Consider the following 18,036-nt stretch of genomic DNA (forward strand, 5'->3'; position numbering starts at 1 on the left):
TCACCCCGCTGATCACCGCACCGCCTCGGCCGCCGCCGACAGCCGCCGCACCGTCGGCGGATCCACGGGTACGTCGAAGATCTCGGCGATTGCCTGGCTCCAGCCGTGGATGAAGTACCGCCAGCCGTCGACCACGGTCAGCCCGCGCTCGTCCTGCTGCGTAACGGCCTGGTGCAGAAACTCCAGGCTGCCCCGGTAGTTGAAGTCCCAGGCGTAACCGTTCCGAGGCAGCCGGACCCCGGGCGGCAGCGGCGTCCCAGGCCGATCTTTGCCGAGGCCGGTCGCGTTGACCACCAGGCTGCCGTCCGGCGCCGCGTCGAGCAGCGCGCCGACGTCGCCGGGATCGGTGACCGGCAGGTACCCGACGAGGTCGGTCGGCAGGCCGCCCCGCTCGACGACGCCGCGCAGGTGGGCCAGCCGGCTCGGGTCGGTGTCGGTGCAGACGATCCGGCGCGGCCGGTCGGCCCGCTGGCCGAGGTACCAGACCAGCGCCGTCCCGGCGCCGCCCGCGCCCAGGCAGACCGCCTCCGCCCCCGTCGCCGCGAAATGATCGTCCGGCAGGAAGTCCTGCACGGCGAGGCCGGCGGTCAGCGGGTCCTTGGCGCCGCCGCGCAGCCGGCCGTCCCGCTTCGCGATGCTGGAGATCTCGCCGCAGAGCTGGGCGAAGTGGTCCACCTCGTCGAAGAGGTCGTGCGCCGCCTGGTAGAGCCGGAGCTTGTGGGTGGTCACCAGCGCACCCAGGTGCGCCGGGTCGTCCCGGATCCGCTTGACCAGATCTCGATATTGCGCGTCGTCGGCGTCCAGCGGCAGGTCGTGCCCGACCAGCCGGTCGGTCGGCAGGCCGAGGATCTCCGCCCACCTCGGGAAGACCCGGTTGATCGACGAGCCGCCGGTGGTCACCCCGACGAAACCCATGTAGCCGGCGCCGTCCGACCCCCCGCCGAACGATCCGGCACGTCCATCCCCGTCAATCCGCGCGTCCACCGCTGCCCCCCTTGTCTCTCGCCCCGCTGGTCAGTTTCCCGACCACTTACCCCGAACCCGACCAGCCGGCGGTCCGGACCGGATGTTTCGGAGGATCGCCGCCGAGTACCGCCAGCAGGTCGGCTACGGCGAGCGAGCCCATCCGGTCGATCGCCTCCACGGTCTGCGCCCCGAGGTGCGGAGTCAGGACAACCCGGTCGGCCACATCCTCGGCGAGCAGCGGCGAACCGGCACCGGTCGACTCCGTGTCCAGGGTGTCGGCGGCGTACCCGGCGAGCCGGCCGGTACGCAGCGCCTCGGCGAGGGCCGGCTCGTCGACGAGGTCGGCGCGGGCGGTGTTGACCAGGAGCAGCCCGTCCCGGGCCCCGGCCAGCCACCCGGCGTCGACCAGCGGCCGGCCGCCGCCGGGGGCGTGCAGCGAGACCGCCGTACACCGGGCGGGCAGATCGGCCAGGTCCGCCGGTTCGGCACCCGCCGCCCGGATCGCCTCCGCGTCCACCATCGGGTCGTACGCGAGCAGCTTGGTGCCGAACCCGCGCAGCCGGTCTGCCACCGCGCGGCCGATCCGGCCGTACCCGACGAGCCCGACCGTCGACGAGCCGAGTTCCCGGCCCCGGGACACGCTCCACTCGCCCGCCCGGACCCGGCGGTCCCCGGCCGGGATGCCGCGCAGCACGGCGAGCAGCAGTCCGATGGTCAGGTCGGCGACCGCGTCGGTGTTCGCCCCCGGGGTGTTCGTCACCACGACACCGTGCGCCGCCGCCGAGGTCAGGTCCACCGCGTCGACCCCGACGCCGTGCCGGGCCAGCACCGCCAGTCGGGGAGCGGCGGCGAGGTGCGCCTCGGTCACCGGCGCGGTGCCGGCGATCCAGCCGACAGAGTCGGCCAGCAGTGGACGCAGCTCGTCGAGCCGGTGGTCGGTCGGGCCGCGTACCACCGTCAGGCCGGCGGCACGCAGCTCGCCGAGCAGGTCCCGGAAGCCGGACGAGAACGACCGGGAGGTGACCAGTACGTTCCGCTCGCTCATGCCGACTCGCCGCCCCGGGCCGCGTTCCACGGCTCCAACCGCCGGTACGCGTCGAGGAAGATCGCGTGCCGCCGCCGGTAGTCGGCGTGCCGGGCCGGATCGGGGGTGAACTCGGCGGTGACCTCGGAGAGATCCCGGGCGGCACCGAAGTCGTCGACCAGGCCGAGCCCGACCGCCGCCGTCACCGCCGCACCGAGGCTGTTCGCCTCCTCCACTATGGAACGTCGCCGGACCGTGGCGCCCCAGACGTCGGCGAGGATCCGCAGCCAGGCGTCGCTGGCCGCGCCGCCGCCGATCGCGTCCACCCGGTCCACCGGTACGCCGTGCTCGCGGAACGCGTCGACACAGGTGAGCAGGTTGAACGCCACCCCTTCCAGTACCGCCCGGACCAGGTGCGCCCGGTCGTGGTGCCGGCGGAGCCCGACGAACGCCCCGGCCGCGTCCGGATCCCAGTACGGGGACCGCTCGCCGAGCAGGTGCGGCAGGAAGTAGAGCCCGTCCCCGGCAGCCGTTGCGGTGTCGGCCGCCTCGACCAGCCGGTCGAACCGGTCCCGGTCGCCGGCCGGCTCCAGCACGTCGGCGATCCACTCCAGCGACGCGCCGCCGGCCTGCATGGTGGCGGTCGGCACGTAGTGCCCGGGTACCACGTGGTCGAAGGTCATCGTCCGCATCGCCGGATCGTGCAGCGGGCGCGGAGCGGCCAGCGAGACCCAGGACGACGAGCCGAGATAGCAGTACGCGCCGTCGGCCAGCGAGACGACTCCGGCGCCGACCGCCGCCAGTGGCCCGTCCCCGCCGCCCATCAGCACCGGTGTACCGGCCCGCAGCCCGGTCGCCTCCGCCGCCGCCGTGGTCACCGTGCCAACCACGGCGGTGGCGGGGACGATCTCCGGCAGCAGTGCCGGATCGAGCCCGGCAGCGCCGAGCACCACGTCTGACCAGGCCCCCCGCTCCTGGTCGTACGCGTTCGTGGAGGAGGCGTCGGACGGGTCGGTGGCGAGCCTCCCGGTGAGCCGGTACACCGCGTAGTCCTTGGCCAGGCAGACGTGCCGGACCCGCCCGAACACCTCCGGCTCGTGGTCGCGGACCCACATCACCTTGGTTATCGAGTACGTCGGGTTGAGCCGGTGCCCGAGCAACCGGTACGCCCGCTCCGCCCCGATCCGCGTCACCAGCTCGGCACACTGCGCGCCGCTGCGGGTATCCGCCCAGATGATCGACGGCCGGACCGGCTCGTACGCCTCGTCCAGCAGCACCGCGCCCATCATCTGCCCGGAGATCGCCAGCCCCCGTACCTCGGCCGGTTCCACGTCGTGCCGGGCCAGCAGTTGCCGGGTCGCGTCGGCCAGCGCCGTCCACCAGTGCGCCGGATCCTGCTCGGCGATGCCGCCGGGGGCGTACCGGGTCGGGTAGGTCACGGTGACCGCGCCGACCAGCGCGCCGGTGTCGGTGTGCAGCGACGCCTTGTCGCCGGTGGTGCCGAGGTCGTGCGCGATCAGCATCGCTCACGCCCCCCGCCGGACCCGGCGGCGGCCCTGCAACTGGTCGACCCCCACCGCTACCAGGATCAACGCCCCGATCGCCACCTGCAACCAGAACGGGTCGATCCCGAGCAGCGTGCCGCCGTTGTTGAGCAGCCCGACGATCAGCGCGCCGACCAGGGCACCGAGCGCGGAGCCCCGGGCGCCGAAGAGGCTCGCCCCGCCGATCACGCAGGCGGCGATGGCCTGGAGTTCGTAGCCGCTGCCGGCAGTCGGCACCCCGTTGCCGAGCCGGGAGGCGAGCAGCAGGCCGCCGAGCGCGGCCAGCGTACCGGCCAGCGCGTAGACGCTGAGCAGCACCGCCCGGACCGGTACCCCGGTCAGCCGGGCCGACTCGGGGTTGGAGCCGACCGCGTAGATGTAGCGGCCCCAGATGGTCCTGCGCAGCCCGAAACCGACCAGCAGTGCGATCAGCACGGTCAGCCAGATCAGGTTGGCGACGCCGAGGAACTCGCCCCCGGCGATCGAGGTGAACGAGCGCGGCAGCGGCTGGATGGTCCGGCCGTCGGTGTAGAGCAGGGTGAGCCCCCGGGCCATGCCCAGGGTGCCGAGGGTGACGATGAACGGCGGCATCTTCAGGATCGCCACCAGTATCCCGTTGACCAGCCCGATCGCCGCCCCGGCCAGCAGCGCGAGCACGACGGCGAGCAGCACGGATCCGCTGCCGGCGGTATCGAAGACCGCCTTCGCGGCGATCACTCCGGACAGGCCCACCACCGAGCCGACCGAGAGGTCGATGCCGGCGGTGAGGATCACCAGGAGCTGCCCGATGGCGATGATCGCGTAGATCGAGACCTGGCGTCCGAGGTTGTCCAGGTTGGTGCCGGTCAGGAAGGTGTCGGTGGCCAGGCTCAACCCCAGAACCAGGAGTACGAGTACCGGCAGCCCGCCGAAGCCCCGGCCGAGCAGGCTGCCCAGCCCGAGCACCTCCGGTCCGGCAGCCTGGGTCACTTCTCTGTCTCGGGTGGTCATCAGGACTCCAGAGGGGCTTGCGGGGACTTCGGGGCCGACAGGTCGGCGGCGGAGATCGGCGGGCTGGTGAGCCGGAGGACTCTCTCCTCGGTCGCCTCGGCAGCCGGCAGTTCGCCGACGACCCGGCGCTCGCGTACCACGACGATCCGGTCGCAGAGCCCGAGCAGCTCCGGCAGGTACGACGAGACCACCAGTACGGCGATGCCGGTCCGGGCCATCTCGGCGATCGCCTGGTAGATGTCGGCCTTGGCGCCGACGTCGACGCCCTTGGTCGGCTCGTCCAGCAGCAACACCTTCGCGCCGGTGGCGAGCCAGCGGGCCAGCAGTACCTTCTGCTGGTTGCCACCGGAGAGCGAGGTGACCGGATCGTCGAAGGAGCCGTACTTCAGGCGCAGCCCCTCGACGGCCTGCCGGATGTGCCGGCGCTCCCGACCGCCGCGCAGCACCGGTCCGCTGGCGACCCGGCCGAGGCTGGCGATCCGTGGGCGCACAAACGGGGCAGCTCGACAGGCGCCGGGACGGACAACCGCCGCCCGAGACCACCGCTGCCCAGACCACACGGCTGCCCAGACCACCGCCGCCGGGACCCGTTAGTGCCCAGATCGCTGCCGCCGCCGACGCGCCGAGCCAGCCAACTCGGCGGACGGTCAGGCCTTGACGAGTACGAGCGGGGTGCCGGCCCGGCCACTCGTCGTGGCCCGGGTCAACTCCACCTGGAACCGGCTGCGGTCCCCCCGGTGCAGCGCGAGGAAACTCTCCACCGGGCGGCCGGACTCCCCGATGCTGATGCTGCGCAGCGCGAGCACGGGATCACCGCGCCGGATGCCGAGCAGCCTCGCCTGAGCGGCACTGGCCACCGCCGCCTCGACCGAGCGCACCCCCCGGACCAGCCGCACCCCGTAGGACGCTTCGAGCACCTGATAGAGCGACCGGTCGCTGAGGTCCTCATCGACGAGTCCCGGCGCGAGACCGGCCGGCAGGTGTGTCACGGTCCAGACCCACGGCTCGTCGTCGACGAAGCGCAGCCGTTCCAGGTGGATCACCGGCTCGCCGGGGGCGATCTCCAGGTCGGCGGCGACGGCGGCGTCCGCCGGCAGCACCTCGGCCCGGCGCACCTCGCTGCGCAGGTGGCCACCCCGAGCGGCGACGTCCTCGAACAGCCCGGTGAGGGACTGCACCAGCCCCTCGGCGGTTTTGGGATGCGCGACGAAGGTGCCCCGGCCCTTCACCCGCTCGATGACGCCCTCGTTCTCCAGGTCGGTCAGGGCCTGCCGGACGACCGTACGGGAGACGTCGTACTTGGCGCACAGCTCGTGGTCGCCGAGCAGACGGTCGCCCGGTTGCCGGCGGCTCCGCTCGATGTCCCGGACGATCAGTTGCTTGAGCTGGTAATACATCGGCAGCGGCGAGCCGCGGTCGATCCGGTCCCCTGCCTGCATGTCATGAGAGGATAACAGGCAACGGCGCACGGCAATGCCGCCCGGACAGGCGACCACGAACCGGGCGGGGATGTCGTACCCGCGCCCTACGCTGGCCCGATGGACTGGAAGATCGAACTCATCCCCGTTCCGGTGACCGACGTCGACCGGGCCAAGGCCTTCTACGAGAAGGTGGGGTTCAACGCCGACCACGACCACAGGGTGCACGAGGGCCTACGGTTCGTGCAGTTGACCCCGCCCGGCTCGGCCTGCTCGATCGTGATCGGCGACGGCATCACCGACAAGACGCCCGGCACCCAGGAGATCCAGGTCGTGGTGGCCGACGCCGAGGCGGCGCGCCGGCAGTTGGGCGAAGCAGGCGTCGAGGCGAGCGAGGTCGACGCGCAGCCGTGGGGGAACTTCGTCTATTTCCGCGACCCGGACGGCAACCGCTGGTCGTTGCAGGCGATCGAGTCGCGCCCGAACGGTTAGGCCCCGCCGCCACGCGGTTGGACCTGACGCCACGCCCTCCGGCGTGGCGTCAGGTCGTCGGAAACCGGGTCAGGACTTCAGCTCGTCCTCGGCGTTGCCGGCGGCGGTGATGACGGCCCAGCGTTCGTCCCGGGTGATCAACCCCGCCTGCACCCACTCCGTGGAGACCCGGGAGACCCTGGTCATGAACTGGCTGTGGTTCTTGAACGGTGCCGCCGCCCAGACCTCGTCGAGGAGCGACCTACCGTCGGCCCGCTCCCGGTTCGGCACACCGGAGTCGTGCGAGCCGAAGACGACCGTCGGTTCCGAGCGCCGGAAATAGACGTGGTGCGCCTGGGTGTCGCCGACGTAGAGCGGTCGCAGCGTGTGCTCGTTGGTGGTGAAGGTGCCGTCGCCGGCCGGTACGACCGCCCGGGACAGGTCACCGGCGAGGGTGTAGTGCCGGTAGAACGAGAAGTCCCGGAAGGTGTTTCCGGTGCCGAGCGCCGGCAGCAGCACCGGGCCGTTGAAGATCGCCTGGACGTCCGGGTCGTCCAGCGCCTTCTCCAGCCGGAGTACGAACGGGATGGTCACCTCGATGGTGTCGCCCGGCTTCCAGTTCCGCTGGATGCTCAGGTAGCTGCCCGGGGTGACCGCGCCCTTCCGGGCCACGCCATTGATCTTGACCGAGAAGTCCTTCGCCCAGCCCGGCACCCGGAGCCGGATGTCCAGCTTCCCCCGGCCCTGCACCGTCAGCTTGCTCTGCTCGCTGCGCGGATAGTCGGTCTCCTGCCGGATGATGAACCCGTTCGCCTCCCAGGTCAGCACCGAGGCCACGTAGAGGTTGACGTAGAGCGTGGAGTTGTCGGCGGACCGGAAGTAGACCGACTCCTGGTACTTGGTGTGGTTCTCCAGGCCGGAACCGCCGCAGCAGGTGCCGGTGTTGCCGTAGCCCCGGGTGCTGCCTGGGGTCAGCGGCAGGAAGTAGGTCACGTTCGGGGTGGTGGTGCTCTCGGTGTCCCGCTTGGACCCGAGGATGTGGTTGAGCAGGGTGCGCTCGTAGTACTCCATGTAGGTCGGGTCCGGGTCGTGGAAGAAGAGGTTCCGGGCCACCTTGAGCAGGTTGTACGACGTACACGTCTCGGCGCCGTTCCCGGCGATCGACCCGGCGATGTTCCCCCTCGGCTGGAACAGCTCGGCGTTGGTGTTCGCCGGCAGGTCCGGGGTCGCCGGCCAGGTGCCGCTGGTGCCGCCGTGCGCGTACATCCGGTGCGGCACCACCATGTGCCAGAAGTTCTCCGCCGCCGCGTGGTACGTCTCCTCGGCCCCCTGGTCGAAGACCCGCAGGTAGCCGACGAACTGCGGCACGTGGGTGTTCGCGTGCAGCCGGGTGATGATGTCCCGGTCCTCGACGCAGGCGTCGAAGAGGGACTGCCGGTTGTCGAAGCACTTCGCCGTGTCGAGATACTTCGCGTCACCGGTGAGGGCGTGCAGGTCCGCCATCACCTCGTTCATCCCGCCGTACTCGCCCGCGATGTAGATGGCCCACATCCGGTTCAGGGTCTCCCGGGGCAGCACCGAGAGCCGGCTGTGCACCCAGTCGCCCATCGCGGTCACCACGGCCAGCGCCTGCGCGTTGCCGGCCAGCAGGTACGCGTCGAGCAGGCCCCGCATGATCTTGTGACAGGTGTAGTACGGCGCCCAGATCGTCGGGTACGTGGCGAAGGACTCCAGCCGGACGAACTGGTCCTCCGGATAGGCGGCCAGGAAGCCGGGGTGGCTGTACTTCCCGCTCGCCGCCATCGCCGCCTGGCAGGCGGCCAATTCGGCGACGATGTAGTCCACCTTGTCCTGGAAGAGCGCGTCGCCGGTGGAGGCGTACGCCTGGGCGAAGGCGGTGATCAGGTGCCCGCTGTAGTGGCCGCGCAGGTTGCCGGTGGCGTCGTCCCAGCCGCCCGGCGGGCTCGACCCCTCCGGCAGCGGCAGCCCGGCGGTGACCCGGAAGTTGTGCAGCACCCGGTCGGCCGGGTACGCCCGGAGCAGGTTCAGCACCCGGTCCCGCTTCTCGGCGAAGAGCGTACCGTCGAGCAACTCGACCTGGTCCAGCCCGAACGGCTTCACCACCCAGCGCGGATTGCGGTCGTAGAAGTCCCCCTGGGACAAGGTCGCGGCGGTCACCGCAGCCCCGTCCGGTACGGCGGCGGCGCGGGCCGGCGCCGCTGCGGCGGGCGCGGCCGAGGCCGCGCCGACCGGCAGTTGGGTCGCGGCGACGGTGCCGGCGGTCACCGCGCCGACGGTCCGCAGGAAACGGCGACGGTCAAGTGCGTGCTGGTCTGCGACCACTGTCAACCTCCTCGGTGGTGGCTCTGGTGTCTCCGGTGCCCGCCGCCGCCGATCTCGGCGCGGCAGGCACCGACGTGCTGGCTGACTTCCGATCCGTTGCGGCACCTGACGTCCCGGGGTGCTCGGTGACGCCTCGTCACCTCTCGGCAGGTCGGTGCCGATGTGATCGCTAACATTCAACCAGAGACATGGCCGGCCATGATTGCGACAGTTGTCGAAATTCCCGGCCCCGATCGACCACCGAAAGTCCGGCGATGGTCTCGTCGGCGGTACGCCGAGCCGGGGCCGGTCAGGCTGCGGGCCACCAGGAAGGCCTGCGGGGTGCCCGTCCGACCCGAAGTACCGGTGGACCAGCCGTGAGCCGGTCGACGGAACACCTCTGGTCAGCGGTAGAGGCTCTCGCTCAGCTCCTTCGCCGCCTCCCGGAGCGCCTCGACGGCCCGGCTCACCCCTTCCGGCCCCATCCGGGCGGTCGGGCCGGCGATGGTCAGCGAGGCGACCGGGATGCCGCTGCGATCCGGCAACGGTACGCCCACCGCCACCAGCCCCGGCTCGCTCTCCCCGTGGTTGACCGAGTAGCCCTGCGCCCTGGCCTCGGCCAACTCCTCGAACAGGGTGGCCCGGTCGGTGTTGGTCGCCTCGGTCACCTGCTCCAGCTTCTCGTGCGGATAGAGCCGCTGCACCGCCTCCAGCGACATGCCGGCGAGCAGCACCTTGCCGCCGGATGAGGCGTGCGCGGGCAGGCTGACCCCGGCCCGGGAGGCGACCCGGACGGCGTTCGCCGACTCGACCGAGTCCACGAACCGGACGTGGTTGCCCTCCAGAATCTGCAGGCTGGCGGTCTCGCCGGTCGTCGCCACCAGACGCTCCAGGTACGGCCGGGCCTTGCGCCGGACGTCGAGCTTGGACAGCGCACCCATCCCGACCTCGATCAGCACCGGCCCCGGGTGGTACGCCCGGGTGGTCGGGTTCTGCGCCGCGAAACCGCGGTAGACGAGCATGGCCAGCAGCCGGTGCGCGGTGGAGCGGGCGACGTTCAGCTCGTCGGCCGCCTCGGCGACCCGGATGCTCGGTTTGGTCTTCAGCAGCAGCAGGAGCCGCAGGGCGTGGTCGACCGAAGCGATGTGATACGGCGGAACGGCCGGCTCATTCTTCATGGCGGAATAATAGTCAGGGCCTTACTACTGTGCAGACTCGCGACGTAGGTTTCTGCCAGAAAGCACCGGCCACCCGCGCTACCCGCGATCCGGCGACGCGTTCGAGCGCCAGCACCGGGGGTGCTCCGCAACTCCGGCGCCGATCCCGTGAACATCGCGCCGTTGGTCGATGGGAGATTGTTCCATGTCATTGGCCGACCCGGTAGGACCCGGCCGGCGAACTGACCGGCGCGAGGCCGTCAGCTTCACCATCGAGCTGCTGATCGCCGGCAACATCGCCACCACCCACCACCTGGCCAGCAGCATGAAGCTGCTCGCCGAGGTGTTCCGGTTCACCGGCGACAGCATCCCGTCCGCAGCACCGGATCGTTCGGTCACTACGCGACGCCGGGCAGTTGACCCGACGGCCGACCGGGGAGTAGTCGGTGCGTGGACTGTCGAGCTGGGTGCACAGACGGGGCGCGGAAGCCGGGGTTGCCGAGACGGCGCATGAGGTGCCGCTCGGGTCGACCGGCCGGCGGGGGTCGGGGCCTGGACAGCCCGGGACCGTGGGCGCACAAGCGGGGCAGCTCGACAGTCCGCCCGGCAGACACCCCGACCCCACACCACCTCGCACCCGACCCGACATCAGGAGATCGCCAAAAAGACGGGACACTAGTCCAGGCGCAGCAGGGTCTCCTCGATCTCGGCCTGCCGTGCGTTGGCGAAGGAGGTCTCGACTCCGACGACCTCGAACCCGGCCTTGCGGAGTACCCGAAGCGAGCCGGCGTTGTCGCTGGCGACCCGGGCATGCAGCGGCCGGACGGTGACCAGGTCAAGCAGGAGCGCCAGTGCCGCGCTCGCGATGCCGCGCCCCCAGGCCGCCCGGTCGATCCAGTAGGTGATCTCGGTGTCGCCGTCGACGACGAAGCTGCCGATGCTGCCGACCAGCGCGCTGTTCCAGGTGACTGCCCGCAGCACCACGTCGGCGGAGGCGCGCAGCCGGGCCAGCCGTGCGTCGAAGGCCGCCCGGTCGTCCGGATCGTCGACCGTGAAGGCCGCCATCCGGACCGACGCCGGGTCACGCGACTGCGCGAAGAGCACGTCGAGATCCGCGTCCCGCACCGGCCGCAGCGCCACGATTCCCATGCCGGCCTCCATCCCCCTGGTCGCGCTGGCTCGGCCAGCAACCTAACAGCGGGCACCGACACGGACCGGCCACCCGCTCCGCGCCGCCGACCTGCGGTGCCGTGCCGGCATCGATTGCGGGTTGCGGCGGGCAGCCATGATCGCAGGGGACGGTACCGGCGACGTTGCCATGGAGGCATGGATGGTCCTCACCGCCCCGCCACGACTGCGCCCCCTGCCACCCGCGATGGCCGAACGGTTGGCCACGGTACGGACCGGCGTTGACGAGGCGCGGCTGCGCCGGCACGTGGAGCGGCTGGACGTGCCGCGCGGTCGCCACCACGCGGCACCGGCGATGACCAGGGCCGAGTCGTACGTGGCCGGGGAGCTGGAGCGGGCCGGCTGGCGGGTCGCTCGACGCGAGTTCACCGTGCCGGGCGACTCGGTCTCCGGGGTGAACCTGCTCGCCGAGCCGCCGGCCGAGGAGGGCGCAGACCCTCGCCGGCCGACGGTGCTGATCGGCGCGCACCTGGACACCGTGCCGGGCAGTCCCGGGGCCGACGACAACGCCTCCGGGGTGGCCTGCCTGCTGGAACTCGCCCGGATACTGCCGGAACTCGGACTGGCCCGGCATGTCCGGCTGGCCGTCTTCGACGAGGAGGAGACCGGGCTGCACGGCTCGCGGGCGCTGGCCGGCGAGTTGGGTACGCTCGGCCGCCCCGCCGCGGTCGTCGTCTTCGAGTGCATCGGGTTCTACTCGGCCCTACCCGGCAGCCAGGTGCTGCCGCCCGGTGCCGGACTGGTCTATCCGGGACAGCGCCGCCGGATCCGGCAGCGCGGCTGGCGCGGCGACTGGACGCTGGTGGCGTACCGGCAGTCGGCGGGGCGGCTGGCCCGGCTCTTCGGCGAGTGCCTGACCCACCTGGCCGGACCCGGTACGGCGCTACTGGCCCGGGACGCGCTCGACCTGCGCCTCGCCGGCCCGCTGCTGCGCCGGTACGTGCCGACCACCGAGCACTTCGCCCGCAGCGACCACCAGCCGTTCTGGGACATCGGCGTACCGGCGATCCAGATCACCGACACCGCCGACTTCCGCAACCCGTACTACCACCAGCCCACCGACACCCCGAACACCCTCGACTACCACCGGATCGCCGACATCGCCGCCGCCACCGCCGTGAGCCTCGCCGGCCTCGGCATCAGGTGAGCCGACCGGGCGTCGTGTCGCTCGCCCCGAACTGGCCGTCGGGTCGGGTCGGAAGGTCGGCGTGCAGCCGGGCCAGTTCGGTTGCGGTGCCGATCCCGGCACGGAACGACGGATGTGCGACGTACTCCCGGATCGCCGAGGCAAGGAAGTCGGGTTGCACGTTCAGCTGCCCGACCGGCAGTTCGTCGCTACGCGGTGGGCGGCCCGGCCACGGATGCCAGCCCCGGCGGTAGAGCGTGATGCGGGGGCTGACCGGCGCCGGTCGCGGTGGCCCGCCGGGCGCCAGGTCGTCCCAGCCGATGGTGGTGTCGCCCCGGGCCCCGTGCACGGAGATCCCGGTCGGGTCCAGCACGAGACCCGCCCGCTGGAGGAACGGCGCGGCCAGCGCGCACCCGACGATGACGGCGAACACGGCTCCGTGGTAGGTCTCGGACGGCCAGTCGTTGAAGCCGAGCCCGTCCCGCGCCGGTCCACCCTCGACCACCACCAGCCCTGCGGCACCCCAGAGAGACACGATCGTCAGGACGCCCTGCAAGCGGGGGAACCCCGCGACGACGAACCGGCGGGCCGCAGTTTCGATTTGGAAGGTGGCGGGACGCCGTCGCAGCGGCGCGACGACCCGGGTGAGGACGACGAGCGGCGCTACCACGGTGAGGACCAGCGCCAGCAGGTGGAGCAGCAGGCCCAGGCCGGAGGGCTTGATCCGATCGGTCACCGGTTCCAGCCACCAGGTCACCGCGAACCGGCTCAGGAAGGCAAGGATGCCGAGCGCCAGGGCAGCGGCCCGGAGCACGCCGGGTGACATGATCGAAGGGTAGCGAGGCTGGTCAATGTCGCAGGACGAGTCGCGGACCCGCTGCCCGACGGCCCGCCCAGGTCAGCGGAGTACGCGACGAGGGGTGCCAGGGTCACCTTGTCGGCCGCCGAGAGAAGCGGACGACGACCGTTCCCTTGACGTACTACCGGAAGATCGACGGCAGTGGCCGATCGATACGCGAATTACCCCGACACCTGACCGCCGTCCGGACCGGACGGTAGCCCGTGCTCGGCGTGCGGTCCGTGGTCGGCGAGCTGGGCGTCGAACCACGCGTGCAGAGCACCCAACAGCTCCGGCTCGGTCGTCCGGTAGTCCAGTCGTGCCCCGGCGGGCAGCTCGGAATAATCGATCCCGATCCGGCCGGCGCCGGCCCGCAACTCCGCCAGCCCCGGCATCTCGGTCCCGTGGATCCGGGCCGGGTCGGTGAAGTCACCCCGGCGGAACCGCTCGGCCTCCGCCCGTAGGTGTTTGCGGACCAGAGCCACCTGCCGCCGCTCCACCGGCTCGTCCGCGGTGACCGTCTGATGGCCGCCGTCGGCGGTGGGGGTGAACCGGTGGGTGGTGCGTTCGAGGTCGAACGGCATGACCTCGCGACCGCGTTCGGCGACCTCCGCCTGTCGCCGGGCGTCGGCGGGAGCGCCCTCGTCACGCCCCCGGTCGACGGCGAACAGTACGGCGGCGGCCACCGCGAGGGCAGCCAGCCCGGCGGTGCAGCCCAGCACGACCCGGCGGCGTCCCGGACGGTACGAAGTGGGGTCCGTGCTGGTCATCGGCTTGTCAGTGGTCATCGGCAGCCTCCGCGAGTCGTCGCACGGCGGCCAGGATCGCCGGCCGTTCGTCGGGTGGAATCCGGTCGAGCAGCGCGGTGAACCGGGCCTCCCGGGCGGCGGCGAGCCGGTCGGCCGCGCGGCAGCCCTGCGTGGTGAGGCTGAGCCAGACTCCCCGGCCGTCGCCGGCCGCCGGACGGGGGCAGTCAGCCCGGTGGTGCGGCCGGGTTCGTCCGGTCGAGGGCCGCCCGCAGCAGCGTGCCGGTCTGCTCGTCGAAGGCGACCAGCCGGATCGTCTCGACCACCGAGGGCGTGGACCGGAGCGTGTCGACCGCTATCCGCGCCGCCTGGTCGGCCGGAAACCCGTAGACCCCGGTGGCGATGGCCGGAAAGGCCACGCTGCGCGCGCCCACCTCGTCGGCGACCGCCAGACAGCGGCGGTAGCAGGAGGCGAGCACCTCGGCCTCGCCGTACCCGCCGCCCTCCCAGACCGGGCCGACGGTGTGGATGACGTGCCGGACCGGCGGGTCGAGGTCGAACGCCGGGGTCGCCACCGCCTCGCCGGGCGCGCAGGGGCCGATCGCCCCGCCCGCCTCGGCCAGTCGGGGCCCGGCCGCCCGGTGGATGGCACCGTCCACGCCACCGCCGCCGAGCAGCGACTCGTTGGCCGCGGTGACGATCGCGTCCACGCGCTCCCGGGTGATGTCGCCCCGGACGACTTCGATGACGGCCATCCGCCGATGATGCCAGCCGGCGCGCGACATGTCCGCCCAACGCGACCGCCCCGTCACCTGGCGGGCAGGTGACGGGGCGGTCGGGGTGGCTCGGGCCTACAGCATGGAGACGTGCACGTGGTCGGTGTGGTCACTCGGACCGCTGTAGGAACTCCAGCCCTCGTCCGGGAACCAAATCTCCTTGTACCAGATCACGTAGAGGATGCCGAGCCGGTCCGCGTTGCGGATCAGGAACGCGGCCAGGTCGTTGCCGTACTTCATCTGGTCGTCGTTGGCGGCCCGGCTGAAGCCGGAATTGCGCAGCGACCAGTCGCAGGCGCGGCCCTTCGGATGCTCGAACGGACCACCGGGCCGGAAGCAGCCGACGAACCTCTTGAAGCCCGCCCGGCGCACCTCGTTGTACATGTGCAGCGTCCGGGCGGTGATGCAGCCGCCGGTGGTCGGGTCGTCCCGGTTGCAGGGCAGCCCCGGGAAGCCGTCCGCCATCCCCGGCCCGGGCCGGGCGACCGGCGAGGTTGCCGCCACCAGACCCTTGTCGGGGCGCGAGTTGCCGCCCACCAGGGCGAGCGCCTTCTTCGCGTCCGACTGCTGCTTCTTGATGATCTTCTCTTGCGCGGCCTGCTTGGCGACCTCCTCGTCGATCGCCTTCTTGGCCGCGCCGACCTCGTCCCGCGCCGCGTTGAGCGCCCGGAGCTTGCTGTTGTTGAACAGGTTCAGCTCGTTGAGCGCCGAAGCCCGCTCCATGAACGAATCGGACGAGTCGGCAGAGCCGTTGCTCAGCAGCATCGCGATGGCGCTGAGCTTGCCGCTGCGGTAGGACTCGGCCGCGATCTCGCTCGCCTCCGGAGTGAGTGCCGCCAGCCGGGCCTCCGCCTGCTTCAACTGGTTGCCGAGCTGCTGCTGCCGTCGCTGGGACTTGGTGCGTTCGGCCTTCGCTTCGGCGAGCCGCTTACCTGCGCTGGCGAGCACGTCCCCGAGCACCGGCGAGTCGGCCTCTTCCTGAGGGGCCGGTTTCGGCGCGGGCGCCGCCGACGCCTCCGACGGAACCACGACCAGAGCTGCGGCGGTGAGCAGTGCCAGGGCAGTCGCCAGCCTTCGGCGTAGGGGTGCCCTCACATGTATCCCTTCCGTCGGCCGCCGACCGGGTTAGCTGACGGGTTCGGGATGGAAGTGGTCCCTACCGCTGTCGCGGATTCACCCCAGGGGTGCGTGGGTCCCCGGCTCGCCGTGTGGCGATTAGGCGGCGATCAGCGCCGGACCACGCGGTATCCGGCGGCTATGAACGGCAGACAGCATACCCGGTTTCACTTCCGGAATGGCAAGACCCGTTCGCGGCTAAAGGCGTTGCGAGACAACGACTATCAGTAATCACCGCGTGTCGGACGCATCGAAGGACGTGCTTTGCCCGCCATTATCGACTAGCTGCTGTCGGCTATTTACCAAGCGCGTTCCCACCCGTCCGACGTGCGGAAACACGTCCAGGTTGGTCGGTGGGTGATTCTCCGGTCACCGCCTGCGCCAGGGCGTTGTGCCGAACAGCACACCGGCCACGGTACCGGCCGAGAGGAGACCCGCTGTCACCGCGCCCCGGTGCTGGGACAGCCAGAGTTGCGGACTCCGTGCCCGGTACGGCGTGTCGAACGCGCCGTGTGCGCCCGGGTCCGCCCCGGTGCCGTCGTCGACCGGGTGCCAGAGGTTGGCCGGTCGGCTCCGGTCGGCTGGCTGCTCCGTCTGCTGGCCGGAGTACCCGGTCCGGGCCAGGTACCGGTCGAGCAGCCCGGGCAGGCACCGGTTGCCGAGGATGGTGCCGACGGTCGAGGCGCCCACCCAGTACTCCCGCCGGCCCGGCCGGTCGGCCGCGTACATGACGGCCCGGGCCGCCAACTCGGGCTGGTAGATCGGTGGTACCGGTCGGGCCCGGTTGCGCAGCCGGGACAGCACCCAGTCGAACTGCGGGGTGTTCAGCGCCGGCAGGTGCACCATGGTGAGCCGGACCGGGCTCCGGTCGTGCAGCAGTTCACAGCGCAGCGACTCGGTGAACCCGACGATGGCGTGCTTCGCGCCGCAGTACGCGGACTGCAGCGGGATCGACCGGTAGGCCAGTGCCGACCCGACCTGCACGATCGTGCCGGTCCCGCGCGGCAACATCCGGTCGAGCGCGGCCCGGGTGCCGTGGACGTACCCGAGATAGCAGACCTCGGTCACCCGCCGGAACTCCTCCGGCCCGATCTCCGTGAAGGGCGCGAACACCGAGGCCATGGCGTTGTTGACCCACAGGTCGATCGGCCCGAGTTCGCTGGTCACCCGGTCCGCCGCCGCCTCGATCTGGCGGTGGTCCGCCACGTCGGTCTCGATCGGCAGCGCCACACCCCCGGCCGCGCGGACGTCCTCGGCCGCGCCCCGCAAGCCGCTCCCGCCCCGGGCCAGCAGGGCGAGCCGCATCCCCCGGCGGGCCAGCAGCCGGGCCGTCGCCCGGCCGACCCCGGCACTCGCTCCGGTGATCACCGCTACCCGCGCCGCAGGTCGCCCGCGCATCCCGCTCCCCCGTCCCGAACCTCCCCGGATCGCCGGGCGCCGGCTACCCGGCCGAAGCTCCGGCAAACTCCGCCGATCGGGCAGGGCGGCACGGAACGCGGAAGGCGCCGGAGACCGGAGCAACCGGGGCAGGCCACCCGTCCGGGTGAGGATGAACACCGGCCGCGCGGGTAACCGCGTCCGCGATGGTGCGGCGGGTGGAGGAACGAGTGCGCGGACGCGCGGTACCGGCGACGACCGTCGGTGCCGCGCTGGCCGCCCAGGTGGTGCCGGCAGTGACGGTGCTGCCCGGAGTACGGCTGCGGTTCTTCCCCCGGCTGAGCGGGCGCGGCTCCCCCGGGCACGTCGCGCTCACCTTCGACGACGGCCCCGACCCGGCCTCCACCCCGCTCTTCGTCGAGACCCTGGCCGCGCACCAGACCCGCGCAACGTTCTTCCTGCTCGGGTCGATGCTGGCCCGGGCACCGGAGCTCGGCCTGGACCTCGCCGCCGCCGGGCACGAGGTGGCGGTGCACGGCTGGGCGCACCAGAACCTGCTGCTCCGCGGCCCGCACGCGACCTACCGCGACCTGGCCCGGACCCGCGAGCTGATCGGTGCGGTGACCGGCCGGGTACCCCGGTTCTTCCGCCCGCCGTACGGGGTGTTCAGCGCCGCCGCCCTGATGGCCGCGCGCCGGCTGGACCTGACCCCGGTGCTCTGGACCTGCTGGGGGCGGGACTGGACCCGGTCGGCGACCCGCTCCTCGGTACTCGACACGCTGCGCGGCGGGCTGGCCGGTGGCGGCACGGTGCTGCTGCACGACTCCGACTGCACCTCCGCGCCGGGTGCGTGGCGGGCCAGCCTCGCCGCGCTGCCGTACCTGCTGGAGGAGTGCCTCCGCCGGGGCTGGCGGGTCGGCCCGCTCGGCGAACACGGTTGATCCGGCGCCCGCGATCGCCTCCGGGACAGGGCGGCC

Annotated in this window: 18 protein-coding genes and 1 riboswitch; of the genes, 4 read left to right on the plus strand and 14 right to left on the minus strand. The window is 72.1% G+C overall.

Annotation, left to right across the window (positions count from 1 at the left end):
- Positions 1-12: 12 nt before the first annotated feature.
- The 6 genes from ACSMXO_RS35605 to ACSMXO_RS35630 form a co-directional block, all read right to left on the minus strand.
- Positions 13-984, minus strand: a complete 972-nt coding sequence (locus tag ACSMXO_RS35605; RefSeq protein WP_455415395.1) for a shikimate dehydrogenase family protein — start codon at positions 982-984, stop codon at positions 13-15.
- A gap of 46 nt (positions 985-1,030) precedes the next feature.
- A complete protein-coding gene (locus tag ACSMXO_RS35610; RefSeq protein ID WP_455415396.1) occupies positions 1,031-2,011 on the minus strand; it encodes a phosphoglycerate dehydrogenase in 981 nt (326 codons plus the stop codon).
- On the minus strand, positions 2,008-3,513 hold the full coding sequence (gene xylB, locus ACSMXO_RS35615; RefSeq protein WP_455415397.1) for a xylulokinase: 1,506 nt from the start codon (positions 3,511-3,513) through the stop codon (positions 2,008-2,010). Before xylB ends, ACSMXO_RS35610 begins: the two co-directional genes overlap by 4 nt.
- A gap of 3 nt (positions 3,514-3,516) precedes the next feature.
- Positions 3,517-4,524: an ABC transporter permease gene (locus ACSMXO_RS35620; RefSeq protein ID WP_346259979.1), complete on the minus strand. Its 1,008-nt coding sequence runs from the start codon at positions 4,522-4,524 to the stop codon at positions 3,517-3,519.
- Positions 4,524-5,015 (minus strand): ATP-binding cassette domain-containing protein, encoded by a 492-nt coding sequence (locus tag ACSMXO_RS35625; RefSeq protein ID WP_455415398.1) that lies wholly within the window; start codon positions 5,013-5,015, stop codon positions 4,524-4,526. Before ACSMXO_RS35625 ends, ACSMXO_RS35620 begins: the two co-directional genes overlap by 1 nt.
- A gap of 156 nt (positions 5,016-5,171) precedes the next feature.
- A complete protein-coding gene (locus ACSMXO_RS35630) occupies positions 5,172-5,963 on the minus strand; it encodes a GntR family transcriptional regulator (protein WP_346259983.1) in 792 nt (263 codons plus the stop codon).
- Between the two features lie 99 nt (positions 5,964-6,062).
- Between ACSMXO_RS35630 and ACSMXO_RS35635 the strand changes: the two genes are divergently transcribed.
- The gene (locus ACSMXO_RS35635; RefSeq protein WP_346259984.1) at positions 6,063-6,434 is read left to right on the plus strand and encodes a VOC family protein; all 372 of its coding nucleotides are present in this window, start codon (positions 6,063-6,065) and stop codon (positions 6,432-6,434) included.
- 69 nt (positions 6,435-6,503) lie between these two features.
- Here the strand turns inward: ACSMXO_RS35635 and ACSMXO_RS35640 are convergent, their stop codons facing one another.
- The gene (locus tag ACSMXO_RS35640) at positions 6,504-8,756 is read right to left on the minus strand and encodes a glycoside hydrolase family 127 protein (RefSeq protein WP_455415399.1); all 2,253 of its coding nucleotides are present in this window, start codon (positions 8,754-8,756) and stop codon (positions 6,504-6,506) included.
- Between the two features lie 383 nt (positions 8,757-9,139).
- Positions 9,140-9,913 (minus strand): IclR family transcriptional regulator, encoded by a 774-nt coding sequence (locus ACSMXO_RS35645; RefSeq protein ID WP_455415400.1) that lies wholly within the window; start codon positions 9,911-9,913, stop codon positions 9,140-9,142.
- A gap of 184 nt (positions 9,914-10,097) precedes the next feature.
- On the opposite strand from ACSMXO_RS35645, the gene ACSMXO_RS35650 reads away from it, so the two are divergent.
- Positions 10,098-10,406 carry a hypothetical protein gene (locus tag ACSMXO_RS35650; RefSeq protein WP_455415401.1) on the plus strand — a complete coding sequence of 103 codons (309 nt, stop codon included), beginning with the start codon at positions 10,098-10,100 and terminating at the stop codon, positions 10,404-10,406.
- A 161-nt stretch (positions 10,407-10,567) separates the two neighbouring features.
- On the opposite strand, the gene ACSMXO_RS35655 is transcribed toward ACSMXO_RS35650, so the two are convergent.
- On the minus strand, positions 10,568-11,041 hold the full coding sequence (locus ACSMXO_RS35655; protein WP_455415402.1) for a GNAT family N-acetyltransferase: 474 nt from the start codon (positions 11,039-11,041) through the stop codon (positions 10,568-10,570).
- 181 nt (positions 11,042-11,222) lie between these two features.
- Here ACSMXO_RS35655 and ACSMXO_RS35660 point away from each other — a divergent pair, with 181 nt between their 5' ends.
- Entirely contained in the window at positions 11,223-12,227 is a 1,005-nt protein-coding gene (locus tag ACSMXO_RS35660) for a M20/M25/M40 family metallo-hydrolase (protein ID WP_455415403.1), read from the plus strand.
- Here the strand turns inward: ACSMXO_RS35660 and ACSMXO_RS35665 are convergent.
- The 5 genes from ACSMXO_RS35665 to ACSMXO_RS35685 all read right to left on the minus strand — a co-directional run bounded on the left by ACSMXO_RS35665 (position 12,220) and on the right by ACSMXO_RS35685 (position 17,080).
- Entirely contained in the window at positions 12,220-13,032 is an 813-nt protein-coding gene (locus tag ACSMXO_RS35665; RefSeq protein ID WP_455415404.1) for a hypothetical protein, read from the minus strand. The genes ACSMXO_RS35660 and ACSMXO_RS35665 overlap by 8 nt on opposite strands.
- A gap of 194 nt (positions 13,033-13,226) precedes the next feature.
- Complete coding sequence (locus ACSMXO_RS35670; protein WP_455415405.1) at positions 13,227-13,832, minus strand: hypothetical protein; 606 nt, start codon at positions 13,830-13,832, stop codon at positions 13,227-13,229.
- Positions 13,833-14,017: 185 nt separating this feature from the next.
- Positions 14,018-14,545 (minus strand): O-acetyl-ADP-ribose deacetylase, encoded by a 528-nt coding sequence (locus ACSMXO_RS35675; RefSeq protein WP_455415406.1) that lies wholly within the window; start codon positions 14,543-14,545, stop codon positions 14,018-14,020.
- A gap of 96 nt (positions 14,546-14,641) precedes the next feature.
- Positions 14,642-15,661, minus strand: a complete 1,020-nt coding sequence (locus tag ACSMXO_RS35680; RefSeq protein ID WP_346259993.1) for a coiled-coil domain-containing protein — start codon at positions 15,659-15,661, stop codon at positions 14,642-14,644.
- A 3-nt stretch (positions 15,662-15,664) separates the two neighbouring features.
- Positions 15,665-15,798: riboswitch (cyclic di-AMP (ydaO/yuaA leader) on the minus strand.
- A 253-nt stretch (positions 15,799-16,051) separates the two neighbouring features.
- Positions 16,052-17,080, minus strand: a complete 1,029-nt coding sequence (locus ACSMXO_RS35685; protein WP_455415407.1) for an SDR family oxidoreductase — start codon at positions 17,078-17,080, stop codon at positions 16,052-16,054.
- 209 nt (positions 17,081-17,289) lie between these two features.
- Between ACSMXO_RS35685 and ACSMXO_RS35690 the strand changes: the two genes are divergently transcribed.
- The gene (locus tag ACSMXO_RS35690) at positions 17,290-18,000 is read left to right on the plus strand and encodes a polysaccharide deacetylase family protein (protein WP_455415408.1); all 711 of its coding nucleotides are present in this window, start codon (positions 17,290-17,292) and stop codon (positions 17,998-18,000) included.
- Positions 18,001-18,036 lie beyond the last annotated feature (36 nt).

Source organism: Plantactinospora sp. DSM 117369 (assembly GCF_053764795.1).

Excerpts from the sequence above, each read along its gene's own strand:
- ACSMXO_RS35685 (WP_455415407.1), bottom strand. The coding sequence starts at position 17,080 with ATGCGCGGGCGACCTGCGGCGCGGGTAGCGGTGATCACCGGAGCGAGT.
- ACSMXO_RS35620 (WP_346259979.1), bottom strand. The coding sequence starts at position 4,524 with ATGACCACCCGAGACAGAGAAGTGACCCAGGCTGCCGGACCGGAGGTG.
- ACSMXO_RS35670 (WP_455415405.1), bottom strand. The coding sequence starts at position 13,832 with ATGACCACTGACAAGCCGATGACCAGCACGGACCCCACTTCGTACCGT.
- ACSMXO_RS35665 (WP_455415404.1), bottom strand. The coding sequence starts at position 13,032 with ATGTCACCCGGCGTGCTCCGGGCCGCTGCCCTGGCGCTCGGCATCCTT.
- ACSMXO_RS35635 (WP_346259984.1), top strand. The coding sequence starts at position 6,063 with ATGGACTGGAAGATCGAACTCATCCCCGTTCCGGTGACCGACGTCGAC.
- ACSMXO_RS35630 (WP_346259983.1), bottom strand. The coding sequence starts at position 5,963 with ATGCAGGCAGGGGACCGGATCGACCGCGGCTCGCCGCTGCCGATGTAT.
- ACSMXO_RS35655 (WP_455415402.1), bottom strand. The coding sequence starts at position 11,041 with ATGGGAATCGTGGCGCTGCGGCCGGTGCGGGACGCGGATCTCGACGTG.
- ACSMXO_RS35650 (WP_455415401.1), top strand. The coding sequence starts at position 10,098 with ATGTCATTGGCCGACCCGGTAGGACCCGGCCGGCGAACTGACCGGCGC.
- ACSMXO_RS35610 (WP_455415396.1), bottom strand. The coding sequence starts at position 2,011 with ATGAGCGAGCGGAACGTACTGGTCACCTCCCGGTCGTTCTCGTCCGGC.
- ACSMXO_RS35660 (WP_455415403.1), top strand. The coding sequence starts at position 11,223 with ATGGTCCTCACCGCCCCGCCACGACTGCGCCCCCTGCCACCCGCGATG.
- ACSMXO_RS35675 (WP_455415406.1), bottom strand. The coding sequence starts at position 14,545 with ATGGCCGTCATCGAAGTCGTCCGGGGCGACATCACCCGGGAGCGCGTG.
- ACSMXO_RS35645 (WP_455415400.1), bottom strand. The coding sequence starts at position 9,913 with ATGAAGAATGAGCCGGCCGTTCCGCCGTATCACATCGCTTCGGTCGAC.
- xylB (WP_455415397.1), bottom strand. The coding sequence starts at position 3,513 with ATGCTGATCGCGCACGACCTCGGCACCACCGGCGACAAGGCGTCGCTG.